General features: G+C 68.4%; 20 protein-coding genes and 1 tRNA gene. 11 read left to right on the top strand and 10 right to left on the bottom strand.

Annotated elements, in window-relative coordinates; all coding sequences use genetic code 11:
* The first annotated feature begins 1 nt into the window (after position 1).
* Positions 2–1,165, top strand: coding sequence for a 23S rRNA (adenine(2503)-C(2))-methyltransferase RlmN (gene rlmN / locus RTY13_RS03830; RefSeq protein ID WP_312781242.1), 1,164 nt, complete (start codon positions 2–4; stop codon positions 1,163–1,165).
* Here the strand turns inward: rlmN and RTY13_RS03825 are convergent.
* Together RTY13_RS03825 and RTY13_RS03820 are read right to left on the bottom strand one after the other, a co-directional pair.
* Positions 1,162–1,578: a hypothetical protein gene (locus RTY13_RS03825; protein WP_312781241.1), complete on the bottom strand. Its 417-nt coding sequence runs from the start codon at positions 1,576–1,578 to the stop codon at positions 1,162–1,164. The genes rlmN and RTY13_RS03825 overlap by 4 nt on opposite strands.
* The gene (locus tag RTY13_RS03820) at positions 1,575–2,486 is read right to left on the bottom strand and encodes an acyl-CoA desaturase (RefSeq protein WP_312781238.1); all 912 of its coding nucleotides are present in this window, start codon (positions 2,484–2,486) and stop codon (positions 1,575–1,577) included. Before RTY13_RS03820 ends, RTY13_RS03825 begins: the two co-directional genes overlap by 4 nt.
* Before the next feature lie 90 nt (positions 2,487–2,576).
* Between RTY13_RS03820 and RTY13_RS03815 the strand changes: the two genes are divergently transcribed.
* From RTY13_RS03815 to RTY13_RS03805, 3 genes are all read left to right on the top strand, one after another.
* Positions 2,577–2,897 carry a metalloregulator ArsR/SmtB family transcription factor gene (locus RTY13_RS03815; protein WP_312781236.1) on the top strand — a complete coding sequence of 107 codons (321 nt, stop codon included), beginning with the start codon at positions 2,577–2,579 and terminating at the stop codon, positions 2,895–2,897.
* Positions 2,898–3,024: 127 nt separating this feature from the next.
* Positions 3,025–3,468: a DUF350 domain-containing protein gene (locus RTY13_RS03810; protein ID WP_312781235.1), complete on the top strand. Its 444-nt coding sequence runs from the start codon at positions 3,025–3,027 to the stop codon at positions 3,466–3,468.
* Between the two features lie 13 nt (positions 3,469–3,481).
* Positions 3,482–4,309: a serine protease gene (locus tag RTY13_RS03805; RefSeq protein WP_312781784.1), complete on the top strand. Its 828-nt coding sequence runs from the start codon at positions 3,482–3,484 to the stop codon at positions 4,307–4,309.
* A gap of 36 nt (positions 4,310–4,345) precedes the next feature.
* Here RTY13_RS03805 and RTY13_RS03800 read toward each other — a convergent pair whose 3' ends face one another.
* On the bottom strand, positions 4,346–7,201 hold the full coding sequence (locus RTY13_RS03800; protein ID WP_312781234.1) for a pitrilysin family protein: 2,856 nt from the start codon (positions 7,199–7,201) through the stop codon (positions 4,346–4,348).
* 117 nt (positions 7,202–7,318) lie between these two features.
* Positions 7,319–8,200: an isoaspartyl peptidase/L-asparaginase gene (locus RTY13_RS03795; RefSeq protein WP_312781233.1), complete on the bottom strand. Its 882-nt coding sequence runs from the start codon at positions 8,198–8,200 to the stop codon at positions 7,319–7,321.
* Between the two features lie 109 nt (positions 8,201–8,309).
* On the opposite strand from RTY13_RS03795, the gene RTY13_RS03790 reads away from it, so the two are divergent.
* The gene (locus RTY13_RS03790; protein WP_312781232.1) at positions 8,310–9,311 is read left to right on the top strand and encodes an NADPH:quinone oxidoreductase family protein; all 1,002 of its coding nucleotides are present in this window, start codon (positions 8,310–8,312) and stop codon (positions 9,309–9,311) included.
* The gene (locus RTY13_RS03785; protein WP_312781230.1) at positions 9,308–10,054 is read left to right on the top strand and encodes a 2OG-Fe(II) oxygenase family protein; all 747 of its coding nucleotides are present in this window, start codon (positions 9,308–9,310) and stop codon (positions 10,052–10,054) included. Before RTY13_RS03790 ends, RTY13_RS03785 begins: the two co-directional genes overlap by 4 nt.
* On the opposite strand, the gene RTY13_RS03780 is transcribed toward RTY13_RS03785, so the two are convergent.
* A complete protein-coding gene (locus RTY13_RS03780) occupies positions 10,051–10,458 on the bottom strand; it encodes a YkvA family protein (RefSeq protein WP_312781228.1) in 408 nt (135 codons plus the stop codon). The genes RTY13_RS03785 and RTY13_RS03780 overlap by 4 nt on opposite strands.
* A 55-nt stretch (positions 10,459–10,513) precedes the next feature.
* Between RTY13_RS03780 and RTY13_RS03775 the strand changes: the two genes are divergently transcribed.
* From RTY13_RS03775 to lpdA, 4 genes are all read left to right on the top strand, one after another.
* Positions 10,514–11,296: an SDR family oxidoreductase gene (locus RTY13_RS03775; protein ID WP_312781226.1), complete on the top strand. Its 783-nt coding sequence runs from the start codon at positions 10,514–10,516 to the stop codon at positions 11,294–11,296.
* A gap of 274 nt (positions 11,297–11,570) precedes the next feature.
* Positions 11,571–11,645, top strand: a tRNA-Gly gene (locus RTY13_RS03770).
* 251 nt (positions 11,646–11,896) lie between these two features.
* Complete coding sequence (locus tag RTY13_RS03765; RefSeq protein ID WP_312781225.1) at positions 11,897–14,695, top strand: TonB-dependent receptor; 2,799 nt, start codon at positions 11,897–11,899, stop codon at positions 14,693–14,695.
* A gap of 206 nt (positions 14,696–14,901) precedes the next feature.
* On the top strand, positions 14,902–16,314 hold the full coding sequence (lpdA, locus tag RTY13_RS03760; protein WP_312781224.1) for a dihydrolipoyl dehydrogenase: 1,413 nt from the start codon (positions 14,902–14,904) through the stop codon (positions 16,312–16,314).
* Positions 16,315–16,423: 109 nt separating this feature from the next.
* Here the strand turns inward: lpdA and RTY13_RS03755 are convergent, their stop codons facing one another.
* Positions 16,424–16,651 (bottom strand): hypothetical protein, encoded by a 228-nt coding sequence (locus tag RTY13_RS03755; RefSeq protein WP_312781223.1) that lies wholly within the window; start codon positions 16,649–16,651, stop codon positions 16,424–16,426.
* A 187-nt stretch (positions 16,652–16,838) separates the two neighbouring features.
* On the opposite strand from RTY13_RS03755, the gene RTY13_RS03750 reads away from it, so the two are divergent.
* Positions 16,839–17,630 carry an SDR family oxidoreductase gene (locus RTY13_RS03750; protein WP_312781222.1) on the top strand — a complete coding sequence of 264 codons (792 nt, stop codon included), beginning with the start codon at positions 16,839–16,841 and terminating at the stop codon, positions 17,628–17,630.
* Here the strand turns inward: RTY13_RS03750 and RTY13_RS03745 are convergent.
* The 4 genes from RTY13_RS03745 to fsa all read right to left on the bottom strand — a co-directional run bounded on the left by RTY13_RS03745 (position 17,617) and on the right by fsa (position 20,988).
* A complete protein-coding gene (locus RTY13_RS03745; protein WP_312781221.1) occupies positions 17,617–18,630 on the bottom strand; it encodes an aspartyl protease family protein in 1,014 nt (337 codons plus the stop codon). The two genes, RTY13_RS03750 and RTY13_RS03745, sit on opposite strands and share 14 nt — an antisense overlap.
* 66 nt (positions 18,631–18,696) lie before the next feature.
* On the bottom strand, positions 18,697–19,626 hold the full coding sequence (locus tag RTY13_RS03740) for a tyrosine recombinase XerC (protein WP_312781219.1): 930 nt from the start codon (positions 19,624–19,626) through the stop codon (positions 18,697–18,699).
* Positions 19,608–20,309: a DUF484 family protein gene (locus tag RTY13_RS03735; RefSeq protein WP_312781218.1), complete on the bottom strand. Its 702-nt coding sequence runs from the start codon at positions 20,307–20,309 to the stop codon at positions 19,608–19,610. Before RTY13_RS03735 ends, RTY13_RS03740 begins: the two co-directional genes overlap by 19 nt.
* 25 nt (positions 20,310–20,334) lie before the next feature.
* A complete protein-coding gene (fsa, locus tag RTY13_RS03730; protein WP_312781217.1) occupies positions 20,335–20,988 on the bottom strand; it encodes a fructose-6-phosphate aldolase in 654 nt (217 codons plus the stop codon).
* Positions 20,989–21,014 lie beyond the last annotated feature (26 nt).

Here is a 21,014-nt window from a genome sequence, read left to right as displayed (position 1 = left end):
CTTGAGCATCACGCTCGACCTTTCGCGCGCTTCCGCCCCGGCAAAAGCCCCCGTCAACCTCAGCGGTCTGACGCGCGAGGGCCTGCGCAATGCGCTGATCGAGGCGAACATCTGCCCGCCCGAAAAGGCCAAGATGCGCGCCACCCAGGTCTGGCGCTGGATCCACCACTACGGCGTCACCGACTTCGCCCTGATGAGCGACATCGGCAAGGAGACTCGCGCGGCCCTGGCCGAGGCCTTCACCCTGGCCCGTCCCGAGATCGTCGAGCGTCAGGTGTCGAAGGACGGCACCCGCAAATACCTGATCCGCACCGCGCCGGGCATCGAGATCGAGGCCGTTTATATTCCCGACGTGGGCCGGGCCGGCGCCCTGTGCGTCTCGTCCCAGGTCGGCTGCACCCTGAACTGCACCTTCTGCCACACCGGCACGCAAAAGCTGGTCCGCAACCTGACCGCCGCCGAGATCGTGGCCCAGGTCCAGGTGGCCCGCGACGACCTGGGGGAATGGCCCTCGCCCAAGGAAGACCGCCAGCTGACGAACATTGTCTTCATGGGCATGGGCGAGCCGCTCTACAATCTGGACAATGTCGCCGACGCCATCGACATCATTTCGGACAACGAGGGCATCGCCCTGTCGCGTCGCCGGATCACCGTCTCGACCTCGGGCGTCGTGCCGCAACTTCAGGCCCTGGGCGACCGCACGGCGGCCATGCTGGCGATCAGCCTGCACGCCACCAACGACCCCCTGCGCGACAAGCTGGTGCCGCTGAACAAGAAGTATCCGCTGGACCAGCTGATGGCCGCCATCCGCGCCTATCCAGGCCTGGCCAACACCCGCCGGGTGACGTTCGAATACGTCATGCTGAAGGGCGTCAACGACAGCCCCGAGGAGGCCCGCGCCCTGGTCAAGCTGATCGAGGGCATCCCGTCCAAGGTCAACCTGATCCCGTTCAACCCCTGGCCCGGCACCGACTACGAGTGCTCGGACTGGAAGACCATCGAACGCTTCGCCGCCATCCTGAACAAGGCCGGCTACGCCTCGCCCATCCGCACCCCGCGCGGCCGCGACATCCTGGCCGCCTGCGGCCAGCTGAAGTCGGAGAGCGAGAAGCAGCGGGCGTCGGCGCGGATCAAGGCCGAGCGCGAGGGCGCAGAGGCCGCTTAACTCGGCGGCTTCATCAGTTCGCGGTAGGTGAGGCCGAGGGTCGCTCCCGCTAGCGGCAGGGTGAACGCGAAAACGAGACCCGTAGAACCCAAGGTGCTGCTGAGGACAATCGCGCCGACCAGCGTCGATATAGCTCCACCGAGCAGTCCGATCGGGAGGGCGTGATCAAGCTTCAGACGTGTCAGCCTCCGGGCTGCGGGCGCGCCCAGTATGGCAACGCCCAGGAAGAAGCAGGGAAGCGACAGGTAGAAGCCGGCGCCCGCGATGAGGCATGCGCTCGCTGCCGATCCTTGCGCCCCGAGAAGCTCGCCAACCACCGCGACGACGCCGAATTGGGCTGCGACCGTCAGGGCGGCTAGGACTGAGCTTGCAAAGACGGCGACGATCCAGCGGCCGACGACAGCGAGTTTCACGAGGCGGCCCTCTCCAGGCTGGCGTCTCTCGCCGTCATCGTCTCCGGCGTGCGCACGTTCCAGGCCAGGCCCAGCCGTTCCAGCAGTTGAATGAAGCGGAAGCCCCAATCGCTCTGGCCGGGATAGAGGCCGATCTTGGCTGAGCCGGGATAGGCGTGGTGGTTGTTGTGCCAGGCCTCGCCCATGGTCGGGATGGCGGCCCAGGGCACGTCGTGCGCCTGAACGCCCGCCTCGCGCACCAGCCAGGTCTGGGGGCCGCGCCGGTGGGCCAGATGGCCGACGAACCAGTGGCCGACGACGCTGATCGAGACGCGGGCGCAGACGCCCCAGACGACGAAGCTCCAGCCGCCCATCAGCCACAGCGCCGCCGCGACCGGCGCCTGCTGCAGCATCCAGGTCCGTTCCAGAAGCCGATAGAAGGGGTCGTTTCCGATCCGGCCCAGATCGAAGCGCGGCGGATGGTCCAGCACAAGTCGGCAATGCATCTGCCAGACGGCGTCGACCGCCATCGGCCGCCGATGCGCCAGATAGTCGTGGCAGTCGGTCTGGCGTTGCGCCCAGTCGCGCAGGTCGTGGGTGCGGATCACCCAGAAGGGGCCGCTCATGCCCACCAGCGTCCCGAACCAGACCAGCACCCGCTCCAGCCAAAGCGGACAGTCGAAGCTGGCGTGAATCAGTCGCCGGTGAAACCCGACCGAATGGCCCAGCAGCAGGGTCGCGCCCGTGGTGACGACGAAGACGGCCAGGGCACCGAGGCTGAAGGTCGCCGCGCCAAGGCTCAACGTCGTGGCCAGCATGGCGCCGTTCCACAGCGAATGGACGGGATCCCAGACGACACGGCCGCTGACCGGGCTGCTGTGCGGCGTTTCGATCAGGCTGTTGACCGCGCAGGGATCGTGCTCGCGCATAGGACCGCTTCGACAAGTTATTTAAGCAATAACTTAAACATTGAATTGTCGGTCTGGCAAGCCATTAGCAAATCACTTAAATACCGAACCATGCAGCGCGTCTTTGAAGCCCTCTCCAGCCCTATCCGGCGCAAGATCCTGGCCTATCTGGCCCATGCCGATCTGACGGCCGGCGAGATCGCGGCCAAGTTCGAGATTTCCAAGCCGGCGGTGTCGCAACACCTGTCCGTGCTGGAGGTCGCCGGTCTGGTGACCAGCGAGAAGAAGGGCCAGTTCGTCCACTACAGCCTGGCCCCGGATCATCTGGCCAACACCCTGAACGGCTATGTTCAGGAGGTCTGTCCCGTCTCCAACCCGCTGAAGCGCGAAAGCGCCGAGATCGCCAAGGGGCGACGAACCGACGCATCCTGATTCTTGACGAACGCTGTTTTCCTGTTCGGGTGTGGCGCGGGCGCCCTTGCGGAAGGGGCGGGGGATCGGGCAAGGCTCGTTTTGCTTTCGTTCTGTTTTTCCGCTGGAGGCTGCGGGCTCGCACATCATGGACTCGTCGTCTCTGCCCAGCGTGCTGTCCAGCCCGGAGGTTCAGGCCTTCGCCACCGGTTTTCCGATTCTGGTGCTGCATCTGGTCGTGACCTTCGGCCTGCTGGCGATCGGGGCGACCGTCTATGCTCTGTTGACGCCATGGCGCGAGGTGGCGCTGATCCGTCAGGGCAATCCCGCCGCCGCCGTGGCCTTTGTCGGGGTGCTGGTCGGGCTGGCCATTCCCTTGGCCGTCTCCCTGTCGATCTCGACCTCCATTCGCGACATCGCCATCTGGGGCGTGGCGACGGTGGTGCTGCAACTTCTGGCCTTCCGCGTCGTCGACATGCTGCTGACCGGCCTGCCGCAGCGCATCGAGAAGGGCGAGGTCGCCGCCGCCGTGGTTCTGGCGGGCGCCAAGCTGGCCACGGCGCTGATCCTGGCCGCCGCCCTGACCGGCTGAGGGCGGCGCCGTGATGGGCTTTCCCCGCCTTCCCGACTGGACCATCTATGCGGCGGTGATCGGCGCCCTGCTGATCGTATCCCTGGGACGTCGGGAAAAGGCCGACGCGCCTCATGTGCCTGAGGACGATGAGGCGCACGGCCCCCTGCTGGGGCCGGTCACGCCCTTCGATCCGTCGGTCACCGTCTTCGCCCCCGACATTCCCTTTCAGCCCTCGTCTGGAACGGCCTTCTCCATCGCCGGGGACGGTCGTTGGGTCACCGCGCGCCATGTGGTCGAGGGCTGCCCCCGTCCGGCCCTGGTCATCGGCGGCGGGCGAGCCCTCGCGGCCGATGTGCGGTTGGCCGCACGCGCCGATGTGGCCCTGTTGCTGACCGAGGGCGGGCCGCCGGCCCTGCCGGTCGCGACCCGGACACCGCTGCGCAAGGGTCAGCGCGCCTTCCATCCCGGCTTCCCCCAGGGGCATCCGGGCGAGGTCGCCTCGCGCCTTCTGGGCCGCGAGACGTTGAAAATTCGCGGGCGTGGCGAGCGCGACGAGCCGGTCCTGGCCTGGGCCGAAGCCGGGCGCACCAAGGGTCTGAAGGGGACGCTGTCGGGTCTGTCGGGGGCGCCGGTGCTGGACGGCCGCGGCCGGGTCCTGGGCGTGACCATCGCCGAGGCGCCGCGTCGCGGCCTGATCTACACCACGGCGCCCGACACCTTTGTTCCCGCCATTCGCGGCGAGCAGCGGGCGGATGAAAAAGCCCTGGGCGAGGCGGTCAACACCGACAACTACGGCCAGGTCGCCGACCGTTTGCGCCGGGATCTGCGCGTGGCCCAGGTGGTCTGCCTGACGGCCTAGCTCCCCCGCCGCGAACGACGAGGGAGCCGCAGCGGTCTACTTCAGCGTCGCGCTGTTCAGGTTCAGCTCGGTCAGGGGGATGACCTCGACGTTGGGGTGCTTGGCCCGCAGGCCGTCGATGAACTTGGACGCATCGCCGACGATGACCAGGCTGGCCTGATCGGTGGGCAGGTGTTCGGCGAAGGCGGCCTCGACCTGTTGCGGGGTGACCGAACGGACGCGGCCGGCGTAGTCGGCCAGGTCGCTCATCGGTAGGTCATAGAGGGCCAGGTTGGCGACCAGACCGCCCAGACCGTCCACCGTCTCCAGCGAACGGCCGAAGCCGCCGATCAGCGCGGCGCGGCGCGGCGCCAGTTCGGTCTCGGTCGCCGGTGCCGTCCCCAGCTTGCCGACCTCGGCCAGGATCAGGTCGGCCACCTCGGTCGCCGTCTCGTTCTTGGTCTGGGTCGAGGCGGTGAAGACGCCGACGTCCTGCTGGGCGCCGACCGAGGAGCGGGCGCCGTAGGACAGGCCGCGCTTGATGCGGATTTCCTGATTGAGGCGCGACGAGAAGCCGCCGCCCAGTAGGGTGTTGCCGAGCGTCAGCGGGAAGTAGTCGGCGTCCGCGCGCTTGATGCCGCGGATGGCGGCGGTGACCGCGGCCTGACCCGCGCCCGGCTGGTCGATGACGACGATGCGCGGCGCCAGGGTCTGACCGGCCTTGGCGACCGGGGTGGGGGCGGCGGTCGCCGGGTCGCGCCAGTCGCCGAAGGCGGCCTGGGCGAGTTCGCGGGCCTCGGCCGGGGTCACGGCGCCCGAGAAGACGATCGTGGCCTGCGACGGGCGATAGCGGGCGGCGTGGAAGGCGGCTACGTCGTCGCGGGTGATGGCCGGGACGCTGGTCAGGGTGCCGCCGCCAGGTGCGCCGTAAGGGGCGTCGCCATAGATGACGCGACCGACCGACTGGCCGGCGATCGAGCCGGGCTGGCTGAGGGCCACGCGCAGGCCGTCCAGGGTCTGCGACTGCTGACGCTCCAGCTCCTCGGCGGCGAAGGCCGGGTTGCGCACCAGATCGGCCATCAGGCTCAGGGAGCGGCCGAACACGTCCTTGGGCGCATTGGCGTAGACGTTGGTGAAGTCGGCGCCGGAGCCCGCGCCGATATTGGCGCCCAGCTGTTCGATGGCGGTGGCGATCTCGGGCGCCGATTTCGTCTTCGTGCCCTGGGTCAGCAGGCTGGCGGTCATGGAGGCGACGCCCGGCTTGCCTGCGGGGTCATTGGCCGAACCGGCGTTGAAGTTGAGGCGGGCCGAGACCAAAGGCAGGCCCTCGGTCGGGGCGACCAGAACCCGCATGCCGTTGGCCAGACGGAAGTCGGCGACGGCGGGGGTGGCGGGGGCGACTTCCGCGCCCGGCTGGGGCAGGCGGGCGCGCTCGGCTTCCGGCAGCAGGACGGCGACCGGGCCGGCGGGGGCCAGTTCGGCCACGGTGACGGGGGCGTCGACGTTCATCTTCTGCACGCTGGCCGGATGGGCCTCGTCGGCGGGTAGGTAGTTGATGGTGATCTGGCGCTGCGGCGTCAGATAGCGGCGGGCCACGCGCTGCACGTCGGCGGCGGTGACGGCCTGGATCTCGGCGATCTCGCGGTCGGCGGCGGTCGCGTCGCCGGTCATGATCAGGGTCATGCCGAGCGTCGTGGCGCGGTCGTCGATGCTTTCGCGGCCGCGCAGGGCGTTGGCGACCAGCTCGTTCTTGGCCTCGCTCAGTTCGGCGGCGGTGATCGGGGCGTCGCGCAGGCGGGCGATCTCGGCCTCCAGCGCGGCCTTGCCGGCGTCCACTGTCTGGCCGTCGGCCATGATGGCGTAGGCGGTCAGGTTGCCGGCCTGCTGGGCGAAGTCGGGGTTGGAGCCGATCGAGGCAGCGATCTGCTTGTCATAGACCAGCGAGCGATAGAGGCGGCTGGATTCGCCGGTCGACAGCACCCCGTCCAGCACGGTCAGGGCGGCGCGGTCGGCGTCGCGATAGGCCACGGTGTTCCAGGCCAGGACCACGGCGGGCAGGGGCACGTTGGGCGCGTAATAGGTGGCGGTGCGTGGGCCGGTCGGCTCGGGCTCTTTCACATCATTGACCGGCATGGGCGTCGCCGGGCGCTTCAGCGGGGCGAAGTATTCGTCGACCCAGGCGTCCAACTGGGCCTGATCGAAGTTGCCCGCCACGATCAGCATGGCGTTGTCGGGCCGGTAGTAGGTGGCGTGGAAGCGCAGCACGTCGTCCAGGGTCGAGGCGTTCAGCTCCTCGATCGAGCCGATGCCGGGACGGCGATAGGGGTGGTCCTGATAGATGGTTTCGGGCGTGAACAGGCCGAACAGGCGGCCATAGGGGCTGGCCAGAATGCGCTGGCGGTATTCCTCCTTCACCACGTCGCGCTCGGAGACGAAGGTCGCTTCATCGACCACCAGCGAGCCCATGCGGTCGGCCTCGGCGAAAAGGATGCGCTGCAGGTGGTTGGCCGGAACGACCTCGTAGTAGGCGGTGACGTCGTCGGCGGTGAAGGCGTTGTTCATGCCGCCGACGTCCTCGGTCAGACGGTCGAACGTCTCCGACGGCATGTTCTTCGTCGCCTTGAACAGCAGGTGTTCAAACAGGTGAGCAAAGCCCGAACGGCCGGCCGGATCATCCTTGGACCCGACGCGGTACCAGACCTGGACCGTGACGTTCGAGGTCGAGGCGTCGCGGGCCGTATAGACCTCCATGCCGTTGGCCAGCACGCGCTTGGTGAAGCCGAGCGGCGGCACGGCCACCCCGCCCTGGGCGGCGGTTGCGGTCGCGGGCGCCGCGCTTTCGGCGAAAGCAGTGGCGGGCAGGCCCAGCAGCAGGGCCGAGGCGCAGGCGGTCAGGATCAGGCGGGTCTTCATGGGCGTCAGGTTCCGGTCGCCCTCCAGCCGCGCCGGGGGCAGGTTGACCGGACCCTATCAGCGTCAAATCCCGCCGCGCACCTTACGGTGCTGTAATGAAGCGCGGCGGGTAGGGGCTCAGGTGGGCTGGTCGAAGACCTGAACCCCGATCTCGCCGTCCGTGGTCAGCCAGGCGCGCTTCATGCCCTGGCTGTTGTAGGGCTGGGCGATGTTGCCCTCGCGGTCCAGGGCGATCAGGCCGCCGTCGCCGCCCAGATCGCCGATGCGGTCGATGGTCGCCTGAGCCGAGTCGCTGAGCGACTGACCGGCGGCCACGCCGAAGGCGGTGCGGGCGGCGGCGGCGACGCGGATGAAATATTCGCCCTGGCCAGTGCAGGAGACGGCGGCGCTGTCGTCGGCCCAGGTGCCGGCGGCGGGAATGGGGGTGTCGCCGACGCGGCCCGGCATCTTGCCGAAGACGCCCGCCGTCGAGGTGGCGGCCGCCAGACGACCCTGGCTGTCCAGCACGCAGCAGCCGACGGTGCCGTGGCTGAGGCCGCCGGGCGGATGGTTGTCCTCGCCCTTGCCGGCGCGGGTGAACCAGGCTTCTTCGTCGCCGATCGGCTCCAGCCCCTGATCATGGGCGAACAGGGCGGCGCCTTCGCCGGCCAGCATGACGTGGGGGGTGCGGTCCATGACGGCGCGGGCGGCGACGACCGGGTTGCGGAAGCCTTGCAGGGCGGCGACGGCGCCGGCCTTGCCGCTCGCGCCGTCCATCAGGCTGGCGTCCAGCTCATAGGCCCCCGCCAGATTGGGCGAGGCCCCGCGTCCGGCGACATAGAGACCGGAGTCTTCCAGCATGACCACGGCCTCGACGGCCACGTCCAGGGCCGAGGCCCCGGCGTCCAGCCGCGCCTTCATCGCCTCGACCACCTGGCGCATATGCACGACCTCGGCGTCGTAGTTGCGCTCGCGCCGGGCGCCGGCGCCGCCGTGGAGGATGAGGGCGGTTCGCGCCATGCTTGTCTCCTGAAAGTCTGTTCGGCCTCTTTGCATCGGGCCGCGCGCTGATTAGCGTCGCAAACGTGTCGGCGCCATGGCCCGACGGGGGATCACGGAAGAAACCAGTATGCGCGCAGTCCTGTCCAAGGCCGTCGGCGGCCCTGATAGCCTTGTCGTCGAAGAGGTCATGGACCCCACGCCCAAGGCGGGCGAGGTGGTGATCGAGGTCAAGGCGGTGGGGATCAACTACCCTGACACCCTGATCATTGAAGACAAATACCAGTTCAAACCCGAGCGCCCCTTCTCGCCGGGCGCCGAGGTGGCGGGCGTGGTCGACGCCGTGGGCGAGGGCGTCAAGGGCGTGTTCAAGGGGGATCGCGTCATCGCCGTGCCCGGCTGGGGCGGTCTGGTGGAGCGTCTGGCGGTCCCGGCCTCCAGCCTGATCCCCATGCCCGACGGCATGAGCTTCGACGAAGCCGCCGCCCTGACCATGACCTACGGCACCAGCTACTACGCCTTGAAGGACCGGGCCAACCTGCAGCCTGGCGAGACCCTGCTGGTGCTGGGGGCCGCAGGGGGCGTGGGCGCCGCCGCCGTCGAGCTGGGCAAGGCCATGGGGGCGCGCGTGGTCGCCGCCGCCTCGACCAACGACAAGGTCGAGTTCGCGCTGGAGCTGGGGGCCGACAACGGCCTGATCTATCCCTCCGGCCCGATGGACAAGGCGGCGCAGAAGTCGCTGTCGGGCGAGCTGAAGCTGGCCACCGGCCGCGACGGCGCCGACGTGGTCTATGATGCAGTCGGGGGCGATTACGCCGAGCCTGCGCTGCGGGCCATGGACTGGAACGGCCGCTATCTGGTGGTCGGTTTCCCGGCGGGGATCCCGTCCCTGCCGCTGAACCTGACCCTGCTGAAGTCGGCCTCGGTGATCGGGGTCTTCTGGGGCGCGGCGGTGGCGCGCGATCCCAAGGCTCACGCCGCCAACATGGCCGAGCTGATGCAGCTGTGGAAGGACGGCAAGATCAAGCCGCGCGTCAGCCGCACCTATCCGCTGGAGGACGCTCACGACGCCATCAAGGCCCTGGGCGACCGAACGGCCATGGGCAAGATCGTCGTGACGACCGACGAATGAGCACCGCCCTTCTCGATCCGGCTCTGACACTGGCGGTGGGCGAGGCCGACTTCGCCGCTGCCGCCGAGCGGCTGGCCCGCACCGGCCGCACCCGCGTCCCCGGCCTGTTCGGCGAGGGTGCAGAGACCCTGCACGCGGCGGTCCTGGCGCCCGATCAGCCCTGGGTCCGCACCTTCCTCAACCCCCTGGGGGCCGACATTCCCGTGGCGACGCTGGACGCGTCCTCGCCCGAGGACCAGGCTCATGTGACGCAGCAGGCCTATGCCGGGGCGACGGAGGGGCTGCAGTTCCTGTTCGACCGCCTACGGCTGGGGCCCGCGCGCGAAGCGGGGGCGGCGACGCCGCAGATCCTGTTCGACCTGCTGGACTTCTTTAACACCGAGGCCTTTCTGGATTTCGCCCGGCGTCTGACCGGCGACGACCGCATCGCCTTTTCCGACGGTCAGGTGACCCGCTACCTGCCGGGGCATTTCCTCAACCGGCACAGCGACGCCAATCCGAAGACCGAGCGTCTCTACGCCTATGTGCTGAACCTGTCGCCCGGTTGGCGGGCGGAGTGGGGCGGTCTGCTGCAGTTCCTCGACGAGGGCGGCGACATCACCGAGACCTTCGTCCCCAGCTTCGGCGCCCTGAACGTCTTTGCGGTGCCGCAGATGCACGCGGTCTCGACCGTCGCCCCCTTCGCCGGCGGGCCGCGTTATTCCGTCACCGGCTGGTGGCGGGCCAAGCCGCTGGATCGCTAGTCCTTGGCCTCGTCGCGGACGCGCTTCAGCGCCGCCTCGGCCTGGTCGTGGTGCTTGCGCTTCACATGGGCGCCGAGCGTCGCCAGGACGGCGGCGATCACCGCCGCGTCGTCGGTGAAGCCGATCCCGGCGAAGATGTCGGGAATAGCGTCTACCGGCATGACGAAATAGGCCAGGGCTCCCAGCATCACGCCCTTGGCCGCCATGGGGGTCTTGGGGTCCTGGGTCGCGTACCAGGCCGCCAGGGCCTGACCCGCGAAGGGGATGCGCGAGGCGGTGCTGCGCAGCTTGGGCCAGAAGCCCTTCCTGACGCGCATCTCATTGACCCTCTGCACCGTCGGGACCAGGGCCTTTTCAGGATCGATGGCCTCGGCAGGGGAAGCAGGTTTGGCTTTGGCGGTCATGGCCGCTAAATCCTCGCGCAGACACTCGGTTCACCAGAATATAGGGACGATCTTCATGAAACTCGACGGTTCGATTGCGGCGGTGGTGACGGGCGGGGCTTCGGGCCTCGGCGAAGGCACGGCGCGCGCCCTGGCGGCCAAGGGCGTCAAGGTCGCCCTGTTCGACCTGAACGAGGAACGCGGCGAGGAGATCGCCAGGGAGATTGGCGGCGTCTTCTGCAAGGTGGACGTGACCTCGGACGAGAGCGTCGCCGCCGGCTTCGTCAAGGCCCGCGCCGCCCACGGTCAGGAGCGCCTGACCGTCAACTGCGCCGGCATCGCCACGGGCCAGAAGACCGTCAGCCGCAAGCGCGACACCGGCGAGATCCGCTCGCACGACATGGCCTCGTTCGAGCGCACTGTCTCGATCAACCTGTTCGGCACCTTCCGCGTCCTGTCGCAGTCGGCGCTGGGCATGGTTCAGGCTGAACCGATGGCCGATGGCGAGCGCGGTCTGATCGTCAACACCGCCTCGGTCGCGGCCCAGGACGGGCAGATCGGCCAGGCCGCCTATTCGGCGTCCAAGGGCGGGGTTTACGCCATGACCCTGCCGGTCGCGCGCGATCTGGCCCAGGACGGTGTGCGCGTGAACACCATTCTGCCCGGCATCATGTGGACGCCGATGATGGCCGGCATGGACCAGAAGGTTCAGGACAGCCTGGCCGCCGCCATTCCCTTCCCCAGCCGCCTCGGCACGCCGGCCGACTATGCCTCGCTGGCCCTGCATCTGGCTGAGAACGTCTACATCAACGGCGAATGCATCCGTCTGGACGGCGCCATTCGTCTGGCGCCGCGCTGATCCTCAGCGCGGCTGAGGCCGCTATCGCTCGCCGCGCGGCGGCTCGCTGCTTGAGCGGGTCGGTGCGGAACGATCATTCGTAGCGGTCATTTTGAGCGGCCCCGCAGCCCTCCTTTCGGGGATGCTGCGGGGGCTGTTTGCGTTTGAAATTTCAGGGCTATTCGAAAAAATGCATCGGAAAAGCGGAAAATGAAAAAAGGGGGTTGCGCCTTCTGAGAAGGGTCGGCTAAAAGCCCCTCCTCGACGGGGCGCAGCACACTGTTCCCTACGGAGTGCGGGCGTAGCTCAGGGGTAGAGCACAACCTTGCCAAGGTTGGGGTCGGGCGTTCGAATCGCCTCGCCCGCTCCATGTCGAGACTGGAACACGGGGTCCGATCGCAAGATCGGGCCCCGTTTCGCGTTTCAGGCTCCAGTATTCCCGTGATGATCTGATTTCTACGAAATGACAGTCCCTCCGTTTCGGGAGGATTTGTCGCGTCTCTGTGGTCCGTTCGCAGATTCCTTTTCGTGAAACCGTCGCGGCCGCGTCGCCGCACGTCGTTAGCCAGCCCCTCCCATGGACCGGAGCGTGACGCGCCCCGGTGAACGGGGATGACTGAAATGAAACTTCGCCTTCTGCTGAGCGCCGCTATTCTGCCGCTCACCTTCGCTGTGGCCGCTCAGGCCGCCGATGTCGCGCCCAGCGCCGCGATCGAGCCGGCGGGCGACGGCCTGTTCGGCCGCGTGGTCTCCGCTGACGGCTCGCCCCTGCCGGGCGCCGAGATCATCGTTCGCGGCTCGGGCCGCCGCGCCGTCTCCAACACCCAGGGCGAGTTCAGCCTGCCGGGCCTGACCGGCGACGTGGTGCTGGACGTGCGCTACATCGGCCTGCCGCACGCCAGCCAGTCGGTGGTGCTGACCCCGGGTCGCGCGGCCCAGGTGACGGTGACCCTGGGCGGCGACGACGTGACGACGGTGGCCGACGTGGTGGTGACGGGCGTCATCACCGACGGCGTGGCCCGCTCGCTGAACCAGCAGAAGAACGCCGACGGCACGATCAATGTCCTGTCCGCCGACGCCATCGGCCGTTATCCCGACCCCAACGTCGCCGAGTCGCTTCAGCGCGTCCCCGGCATCGCCATCCAGCGCGACCAGGGCGAGGGCCGTTACATCAACGTGCGCGGCGCGCCTTCGGCCTTCACCGCCGTGTCGGTGGACGGCGTGACTGTCCCGGCCGTCGATCCCGGCACCCGCGCGGTCGACCTGGACACCCTGCCCAGCGACATCGTCTCCAACATCGAGGTCTCCAAGACCCTGCTGCCCAGCCAGGACGCCGACTCCATCGCCGGCGCCGTCAACATCAAGACCCGCTCGCCCTTCGACACGCGCCGTCTGGCCTTCAGCGGCTACGCCGGGGGCAGCTACAACGACTACGGCGGCGACGATGTTCGCGCCGGGGCCACGGTCTCGAACGTCTTCGGTCCGAACCAGACCTTCGGCGCCCTGCTGTCGCTCAGCTACTCCGAGACCAACCGCCGTCCCGAGAACATCGAAAACGCCTGGGTCGAGGAAGACGGCGTCTTCGTGCTCGAGGAGACCCTGTTCAAGCAGTATGAGACCCAGCGCACGCGTCAGGCCCTGACCGGCGCTCTGGAGTGGCGTCCGACCGACCAGACCCGCCTCTATGTCCGCGGCTCCTACGCCGACTTCGAAGACGACGAGTACCGCAACACCCTGATCCTGGGCTACGCCGACGGCGCCCTGCAGCCGGGCGCGACCAACACGACCGCGACCTATACCGGGGCCCGCATCTATCGCGGCCTGCGTCACCGCACCCAGAACAACGAGATCACCACCCTGGTCCTGGGCGGCGAGCACAGCTTTGACAACGGCATGGTCTGGGACGCCGACCTGTCCTGGGCCAACAGCGAGCAGACCTATCCGCACCGCGATGAACTGGTCTATCGCTCCAGCGCGACGACGCTGAGCTACGACACCAGCAACCACTACGCCCCGAGCTACTTCTATGCGCCGGGCAATCCGATCTTCGGCGACACGGCGAGCGGCTTCTTCGCCACGCCCGGCAACTTCTCGTTCCGCGAGAACACCTTCCGCTCGAACACGACCCAGCAGGAAGACGTCGCCTTCCGCACCAATCTGGAAATCCCCAGCCAGTTCGCCGGTCGCGAGGTCGCCTGGAAGTTCGGCCTGAAGTACGCCTCCCGCGAGGTCGACGCCGATGAAGAGCGCCAACGGGACCGCGCCGCTTCGGCCAATCCGGGCACGCTTGCCTCTCTGTGGGGCGACGCGCAGGGGCAGAACTTTGGCTATCGTCTGGGAACGCAGTACGACAAGGGTCTGGTCGACGCCTACCTGGCCGCCGCCAAGGGCTCTTCGCCGCGCCGGATGCCTGACTCGCTGACGGCGGACTACACGGCCCAGGAAGACATCCTGGCCGGCTATGGTCAGGCCCGCTTCGATGTCGGCGCGACCAACATCACCGTCGGTCTGCGTGTCGAACAGACGAACTTCGACGGCTCGGCCCCGACCGTGATCGACGGCGCGCTTTCGACCGCCGCCGTCAGCCGCGACGACACCGACTTCTTCCCCAACCTGACCGTCCGTCACGCCTTCAACGACAACCTGATCGGTCGTGTCGCCCTGACGCGCTCGATCTCGCGCCCGGAGTTCAGTCAGATCGTTCCCCGCCGCGTTGAGGAAACGGACGGCCTGGACGTCTCTTACGAGATCGGCAACCCGGACCTTCAGCCGACCCTGTCGAACAACTTCGACGCCGGTCTGGAGTACTACTTCGCCTCGCTGGGCGTGGTTTCGGCCAATGTCTTCTACAAGGACCTGAACGACTATCGTTACATCCTGAACTACACCGAGGATCTGGCGAGCGGCGGCGAGGCTGACTTCGAGACCCCGATCAACGCGCCCGAGGGCCACCTGATGGGCCTGGAGCTGAACTGGCAGCAGAAGTTCGGCTTCCTGCCGGGCTGGATGTCGGGCTTCGGCGTCTTCGCCAACTTCACGGTCACCGACGCCGAGATCAAGACGGCCCAGAACTATGGCGGTCGCGACACCTTCGCCCTGCCGGGTCAGTCGGACACCAACTACAACGCGGCCCTCTTCTACGAGATGGGCGGCTTCTCGGCCCGTCTGTCCTACACCAAGCGCAGCGACTATCTGGAAGAGATCAACGCCGACACCGCCGACCTCGACCTCTATGTCGAGGGCCGCGAGCAACTGGACTTCACCGCCAGCTACGACTTCGGCAACGGCGTCGAGGTCTTCGGCGAGGCCAAGAACCTGACCGACTCGGCAGGGATCAAGTACTACGGCTCGCGCGAGCGGACCTATGAGTACGAGAAGTTCGGCTACAACGCCTTCGTCGGCGTGCGTTTCAAGTACTGATCGTTCCGGTCAACGAGCCACGGAGGGCCGGGCGGCGACCCCCCGGCCCTTTGCCGTTCTGAACGGGGCGCTGCAGCTTTGGCTTTGGTCGGCATGGCCCCCGGCGCAATCCGGGCCTATATGGAGCCTGGCGGTTGACCCCGCCGGGGTCGGCGCTAGTGTCCGCGCCGCTTCCTTCCCAGCGCCAGACCGATCAGAGGATATCCATGGCCGACGCCGCTCCCCAGACCTACGACGTAGTGATCATCGGCGGCGGGCCGGGTGGCTACAACGCCGCCATTCGCGCCGGCCAGCTGGGCCTGAAGGTCGCCATCATCGAAATGCGCGCCACGCTCGGCGGCACCTGCCTGAACGTCGGCTGCATGCCGTCCAAGGCCCTGCTGCACGCCTCGGAGCTGTATGAGGCCGCCAACACCGAATTCGCCGGCATCGGCATCGAGGTGAAGCCCAAGCTGAACCTGGGCCAGATGCACAAGGCCAAGGACGACAGCGTCGAAGCCCTGACCAAGGGCATCGAGTTCCTGATGAAGAAGAACAAGGTCGTCTGGCTGAAGGGCCGCGGCCGCATCGCCGGACCGAACAAGGTCGAGGTCGAGGCCGCCGACGGCGCCAAGACCACCTATGAGACCAAGAACATCGTCATCGCCACCGGCTCCGAGCCGACCCCGCTGCCGGGCGTCGCCTTCGAGGACGGCAAGGTCATCGACTCGACCGGCGCACTCTTCCTGCCCAAGGTTCCCAAGCACCTGATCGTCATCGGCGCGGGCGTCATCGGTCTGGAGCTGGGGTCGGTCTGGCGTCGTCTGGGCGCGCAGGTGACCGTGGTCGAGTTCCTCGACAAGGTCGGCGCCGGCATGGACGCCGAGGTCGCCACCGCCTTCCAGCGCGGCCTGACCAAGCAGGGCATGACCTTCCGCATGGGCACCAAGGTGACCGGCGCGACCTCGTCCAAGGACGGCGTCGAACTGACGATCGAGCCTTCGGCCGGCGGCGCGGCCGAAACCCTGAAGGGCGACGTGGTTCTGGTGGCCATCGGCCGCCGTCCCTACACCGCCGGTCTGGGCCTGGAGACGGTCGGCATCGAGACCGATAAGCGCGGCGTCATCCCCAACGACCACTTCAAGACCACGGCGCCGGGCGTCTGGGTCATCGGCGACGTCACCTATGGCCCCATGCTGGCGCACAAGGCCGAGGAAGACGCCGTGGCCGTGATCGAACTGATCGCGGGCAAGCCCGGCCACGTCGACTACGACCTGGTCCCCAGCGTCATCTACACCGGCCCGGAAGTGGCCTGGGTCGGCAAGAACGAAGAGCAGCTGAAGGCTGCGGGCGTCGCCTTCAAGAAGGGCAAGTTCCCCTTCGCCGCCAACAGCCGCGCCAAGATCAACCATGAGACCGAGGGCTTCGTGAAGGTCCTGGCCGACGCGACGACCGACAAGGTTCTGGGCGTGCACATCTACGGCCCGCAGGCCGGCGAGCTGATCGGCGAAGCCTGCATGACCATGGCCTTCGGCGGTTCGTCGGAAGACATCGCCCGCACCTGCCACTCCCACCCGACCCGCTCGGAAGCGGTCCGCCAGGCGGCCATGGCCGTCGAAGGCTGGGCCATGCAGGCTTAAAGCTAGGCCCTCAGCCCGAACGCATCACGGCGCGCTCCGCAAGGGGCGCGCCGTTTTTGTTGGGGGCTGAGGGGTCAAAGCGATCGTGACCTTTGTCTGCCAAGGGTGGTTAGCGGACGCTAGGTGGAAACTTATCTGACCACGCTTTCATCCGCTTCCGCATCCAGCCTGCGAGGATGATGAAGGCAGCAGAAGCCAAGGTCATGGTCGCGCAGAATAGCGAAGCAATCCTGTCACCATCGCGCAGGAAGGCGACCGTTAGAAAAGCCGCCCCCGCAAGCACCAGGGCTCCCAAAAGCTGAAAAATGCGGGCGGTGACCGAGTAGATGCTTAGCATGACCGCAGCCAAGGCGATTCAGTCAACGTCTGCAATGGGGCGATTTGCGGTCATCGGTTCCAACGCCGACAACGGACATTGGCTTCGGGCTCCGTTCGACAGCGAGTTTTCCCGAGTCAGTCTCGTAATCGGTGGCGCGAGTGACCATGTGCCGCTTCGACCCCTCTTCACGGCATGGGACACCGACATGGATCTTCAACTCACCGGCAAGCGCGCCCTGATCTGCGGCGGCTCCAGCGGCCTGGGACGGGCCGTGGCGACCGCGCTTGTGGCCGAGGGAGCGCATGTGGCCCTGTTGTCGCGCGATGCGGTCAAGCTTCAGGCCGTGGCCGACGAACTGAACGCCATGGGGCCGGGCAGGGCGGTGATCGCCCCCGCCGATCTGGCCGATCACGAGGGGCTGCTGACGGCGGTGGATGTGGCCGAGGCGGCCCTGGGCGGGCCGATCCAGATCCTGCTGAACAATACCGGCGGGCCGCCGCCGTCAGGCGTCAACGGGCTGGACCCGGCCCTGTGGCGCGAGCAGTTCGAGGCCATGGTGCTGTCGGTCTTCCGCCTGACGGACCGGGTCATGCCGGGGATGCGGTCGATGGGCTGGGGCCGGGTGCTGAACGTCGCCTCGACCAGCGTGATCGAGCCGATCGGGACGCTGGGCGTGTCCAACACCCTGCGCGCCTCGGTGGCGGCCTGGGCCAAGACCCTGGCGGGCGAGGTCGCGGCCAATGGCGTGACGGTCAACACCCTGCTGCCGGGCCGCATCGACACCCCGCGCATCGAGCGGCTGGACGCGGCCCGCGCCGCGGCCACCGGCGTCGAACCCGCCGAGGCGCGCGCGGAATCGGTCAAGACCATCCCGGCGGGTCGCATCGGCACGACCGAGGAGTTCGGCGCCGTCGCCGCCTTCCTGGCGAGTCCGCTGGCGGGCTATGTGACCGGATCCCTGATCCGTATCGACGGCGGCGCCGTCAGGGCGATCTGACCTCCGGTTGCGGCGCGGGCGGGCGTCGGATCAGACCCCCGAAGGCGATGCGCGACTGGCCGTAGTCCAGGGTGATGCGGCTGAACCGGGTCAGGATGTCGGCCCCCAGCAACAGGGCGGGGCGTTCGCTCAGCCCCAGAACCCGGAAGGCGTGCAGGTCGCCGAACAGCAGGGGTGTGGCCCCCATTTCCCGTCGCGCCAGCCTCAGGCTGGAGACGGCGCCGGAATCCACCATCAGAGACTGGCCGATGACGCCGTAGACGCGCACGGCCTGACGCGCGGACGGGCCGATGCGGGCGTCGATGGATCGCATCAGGGCCTGGTTGGCGATGGAGTACTGGGCCCCGCTGTCGATGAAGGCGACGGCCTCGACGCCATCGACCTGGACGCTGGTCAGGATCAACTGGCCAAAGCGCGCGCGGCGGGTATCGGTGATGTCGTTGCGCACCCGGCTGGCGCGGCCGAAGGCGATCCCGCGCTCCACCACGTCCGGGCCTGACGGCGCCATCATGACCCGGCGCTGCCGCAGTTCCAGCGTCAGACGAAAGCGCGACAGGACGTCCAGTCCCAGCAGCCCCTCGGCGCCCAGCACCTCATAGGGAAAGCCCGGCGGCGTCAGATGGGCGAAGCGGCGCCCGGAAAAGTCCAGTCGTGGCAGTTCGACCGTCCGCACGACTTCGGCCGCCGTGATGCCGTGCACCAGGACCGGCGGGCCGGGCCGCAGATTCAGCTCCGCCGCCAGGCGGTCGGATATGGCCGTGCGCTCCGCCCCGGTGTCGATGACGAACAGGGGATCGCGCAGACTTCCGACATTCACCTTGACGGCCATGCGCGTCAGCAGGTTCTCCAGAAGGCGCGCCGTGGCGTCGGGTTCGGCCGGCCCGGGCGGTTGCGCTGCGATCTGGGCTGCCGCCGGAAGGGCGAGCGTCAGGGCGCCGCCGGCGGTCAGGGCGAGCGCAGACCGGCGCGAGGGATGGCAGACGGACTCTGGTCCAGACAACGGCTGACCTCCACGCCGCATTCATCCCCGTGCGGAGAATAGGCGCCGTTCGCGGCCGCTGAACAGTTAACTTCTGGGATGGGCCTCGGCGTAGGCGGCCAGCAGGCGGGCGGCGTCGACCTGGGTGTATTTCTGGGTGGTGGACAGGCTGGCGTGGCCCAGCAGTTCCTGGATCGAGCGCAGGTCGGCGCCGGCCCCCAGCAGGTGGGTGGCGAAGCTGTGGCGCAGGGCGTGGGGCGTGGCCGAGGCGGGCAGGCCGAGACGCCCGCGCAGGCGCTGGACGGTGGCCTGGACGTGACGCGGGCTGAGCGCCCCGCCGCGTGTGGCGCGGAACAGGGGCTGGTCGGCGTCGAGGACGAAGGGCTGCTGGGCCAGATAGGCCTCCACCGCCTCGCGCACCTGGGGCAGGACCGGGGCCAGCCGCATCTTGCCGCCCTTGCCCGTGATCCGCAGGGCGTCGGGCAGGGGGGCGTCGGAACGTTTTAGCGACAGGGCCTCCGAGATGCGAAGCCCGCAGCCGTAGAGCAGGGTCAGGACGGCGCGGTCGCGCGCGGCCTCCCACGGCTCCATGTCAGGATCGGCCTCGGGTTCTTGCAGCAGGCCCTTTGCCTGATCCTCGGTGACGGGGCGAGGCAGGGACGGCTTGACGCGCGGGCCGCGCACCAGGGCCAACTGCGGCGCCGGCGTCCCGCAGCGCCGGTCGAGGAAGGCGTGGAAGCCCCGAATGGCGGCCAGGGTCTGGCTGAGCGAGCGGGCGTTCAGGGGGCGCTCGCCGCTGCGCCGTTCGGCCAGATGGGCGCGCACCTCGGCGGCGGTGACGGCGCCGAGGTCGGCCAGGGTCTGCGGCCCGCCGCGATGGCGATCGAGAAAGGCGACGTAGAGCCGCCCGATGTGGCCATAGGCCTCCAGCGTGCGCGGCGACAGGCGCCGCTCGTGCGCCAGATGCTCGAGCCAGGCGAGGAGGGCCTCTGAGGCTGTCAGGCCTGCGTCGGCCATCGCTCGGCCATGCGTTCGACCACGCGGGTGATGAAGGCCACCAGTTCGCAGCCCATGGCCGGGGTGAAGCCGTCGTCCTCATGCGAGCCGAAGGCGCACAGGGCCGGGCGAGCGCCGTCCGAACCGGGCAGATGCAAGCTCATGCGCACCAGAGCCACCGACTTCACCTCGCCCTCGGCGGGGCCGAACAGGTCCAGGCCGGTGAAGTTGGGTCCCAGCCATTCCAGACCATCGTCGCCCAGCAGGGCGTCGACGCGGCCCGGCTCCAGCGCCTTCCAGCCGAAGGGCGTGACGCCGGGTTTTTCGATGGCGATGGCACCGCCGGCCAGGCCAAAGCGGGCCTGGGCCGTGGCGTCCAGCTGACGCGACAGCTCGGCGTGGCTGGTCGCCTCCATCAGGTCCAGGGCCGAGACGTGGGTCTGGGTCTGGGCGGCGAAGTTGGCGCGGGCGATCTCTTCGATCTGCTTGCGGGCGCCGGCCTCGCGCTGGACCACGGCCTCCAGCCGGGTCAGGGCCGCGCGGCCGAAATCGACCACGTTGCGGCCGGTGGCGCGCAGGCCCAGTTCTTCCAGAAGGGTGCGGTCGTCCAGCAGACGATCCGGGTGGGCGTTCAGCCAGGCCCGCACCTCGGGCCAGTGAAGGCCCTCGGCGGGGTCAGAAGAGAGGTCCAGGGAAGTGCTCAAGCGGACCTCTTTTGCGGGTCGGGATTTACAGGATGGACTGACCAGTCTTGCCCCAGTCCGCCAGGAAGGCATCAAGCCCCTTGTCGGTTAACGGGTGCTTTACCAAGGCCTTGAAAGTGTCCGCCGGCAGGGTGGCCGCGTCGGCGCCGGCGATGGCGGCGGCGGTGACGTGGTCAGGATTGCGCAAGGACGCGGCCAGGATCTCGGTGTCGAAATCATGGATGTCGTAGAGGGCGCGGATTTCGTCCAGCAGGCCCACGCCGTCGGCGCCGACGTCCTCAAGACGACCGACGAAGGGCGAGATGAAGGTGGCGCCCGCCTTGGCCGCCAGCATGGCCTGTGCGGCCGAGAAGCAGAGGGTGACGTTGGTCTTGATCCCCTTGTCGGCGAAGGCGCGCGTGGCGCGCAGGCCGTCCCAGGTCAGGGGCAGCTTGACGACCACGTTGGGAGCGATGGAGGCCAGCTTGTCGCCCTCCTTGACCATGGTCTCGAAATCGGTCGCCACGGCCTCGGCGGAAATCGGCCCCTCGACGAGGGCGCAAATCTCAGCGATGACCTCGGCGATGTTCCGACCCGACTTGGCGATCAGCGACGGATTGGTGGTGACGCCGTCCACCATCCCGGTGGGCAGCATGTCCTTGATGACGGCGACGTCGGCGGTGTCGAGAAAGAGTTTCATGCTTGGGATGCTAGCCCTTTGGGACG

The organism is Brevundimonas sp. (assembly GCF_032055285.1).
Taxonomy (GTDB): domain Bacteria; phylum Pseudomonadota; class Alphaproteobacteria; order Caulobacterales; family Caulobacteraceae; genus Brevundimonas.
Note: the sequence above shows the minus strand (reverse complement) of the source record. Positions and strands in the feature narration are given on the sequence as shown.

Bases quoted from the DNA above. Each gene is read 5' to 3' on its own strand.
- RTY13_RS03820 (WP_312781238.1), bottom strand. From the start codon at position 2,486: ATGCGCGAGCACGATCCCTGCGCGGTCAACAGCCTGATCGAAACGCCG.
- RTY13_RS03815 (WP_312781236.1), top strand. From the start codon at position 2,577: ATGCAGCGCGTCTTTGAAGCCCTCTCCAGCCCTATCCGGCGCAAGATC.
- RTY13_RS03810 (WP_312781235.1), top strand. From the start codon at position 3,025: ATGGACTCGTCGTCTCTGCCCAGCGTGCTGTCCAGCCCGGAGGTTCAG.
- RTY13_RS03805 (WP_312781784.1), top strand. From the start codon at position 3,482: ATGGGCTTTCCCCGCCTTCCCGACTGGACCATCTATGCGGCGGTGATC.
- RTY13_RS03800 (WP_312781234.1), bottom strand. From the start codon at position 7,201: ATGAAGACCCGCCTGATCCTGACCGCCTGCGCCTCGGCCCTGCTGCTG.
- RTY13_RS03795 (WP_312781233.1), bottom strand. From the start codon at position 8,200: ATGGCGCGAACCGCCCTCATCCTCCACGGCGGCGCCGGCGCCCGGCGC.
- RTY13_RS03790 (WP_312781232.1), top strand. From the start codon at position 8,310: ATGCGCGCAGTCCTGTCCAAGGCCGTCGGCGGCCCTGATAGCCTTGTC.
- RTY13_RS03785 (WP_312781230.1), top strand. From the start codon at position 9,308: ATGAGCACCGCCCTTCTCGATCCGGCTCTGACACTGGCGGTGGGCGAG.
- RTY13_RS03780 (WP_312781228.1), bottom strand. From the start codon at position 10,458: ATGACCGCCAAAGCCAAACCTGCTTCCCCTGCCGAGGCCATCGATCCT.
- RTY13_RS03775 (WP_312781226.1), top strand. From the start codon at position 10,514: ATGAAACTCGACGGTTCGATTGCGGCGGTGGTGACGGGCGGGGCTTCG.
- RTY13_RS03765 (WP_312781225.1), top strand. From the start codon at position 11,897: ATGAAACTTCGCCTTCTGCTGAGCGCCGCTATTCTGCCGCTCACCTTC.
- lpdA (WP_312781224.1), top strand. From the start codon at position 14,902: ATGGCCGACGCCGCTCCCCAGACCTACGACGTAGTGATCATCGGCGGC.
- RTY13_RS03755 (WP_312781223.1), bottom strand. From the start codon at position 16,651: ATGCTAAGCATCTACTCGGTCACCGCCCGCATTTTTCAGCTTTTGGGA.
- RTY13_RS03750 (WP_312781222.1), top strand. From the start codon at position 16,839: ATGGATCTTCAACTCACCGGCAAGCGCGCCCTGATCTGCGGCGGCTCC.
- RTY13_RS03740 (WP_312781219.1), bottom strand. From the start codon at position 19,626: ATGGCCGACGCAGGCCTGACAGCCTCAGAGGCCCTCCTCGCCTGGCTC.
- fsa (WP_312781217.1), bottom strand. From the start codon at position 20,988: ATGAAACTCTTTCTCGACACCGCCGACGTCGCCGTCATCAAGGACATG.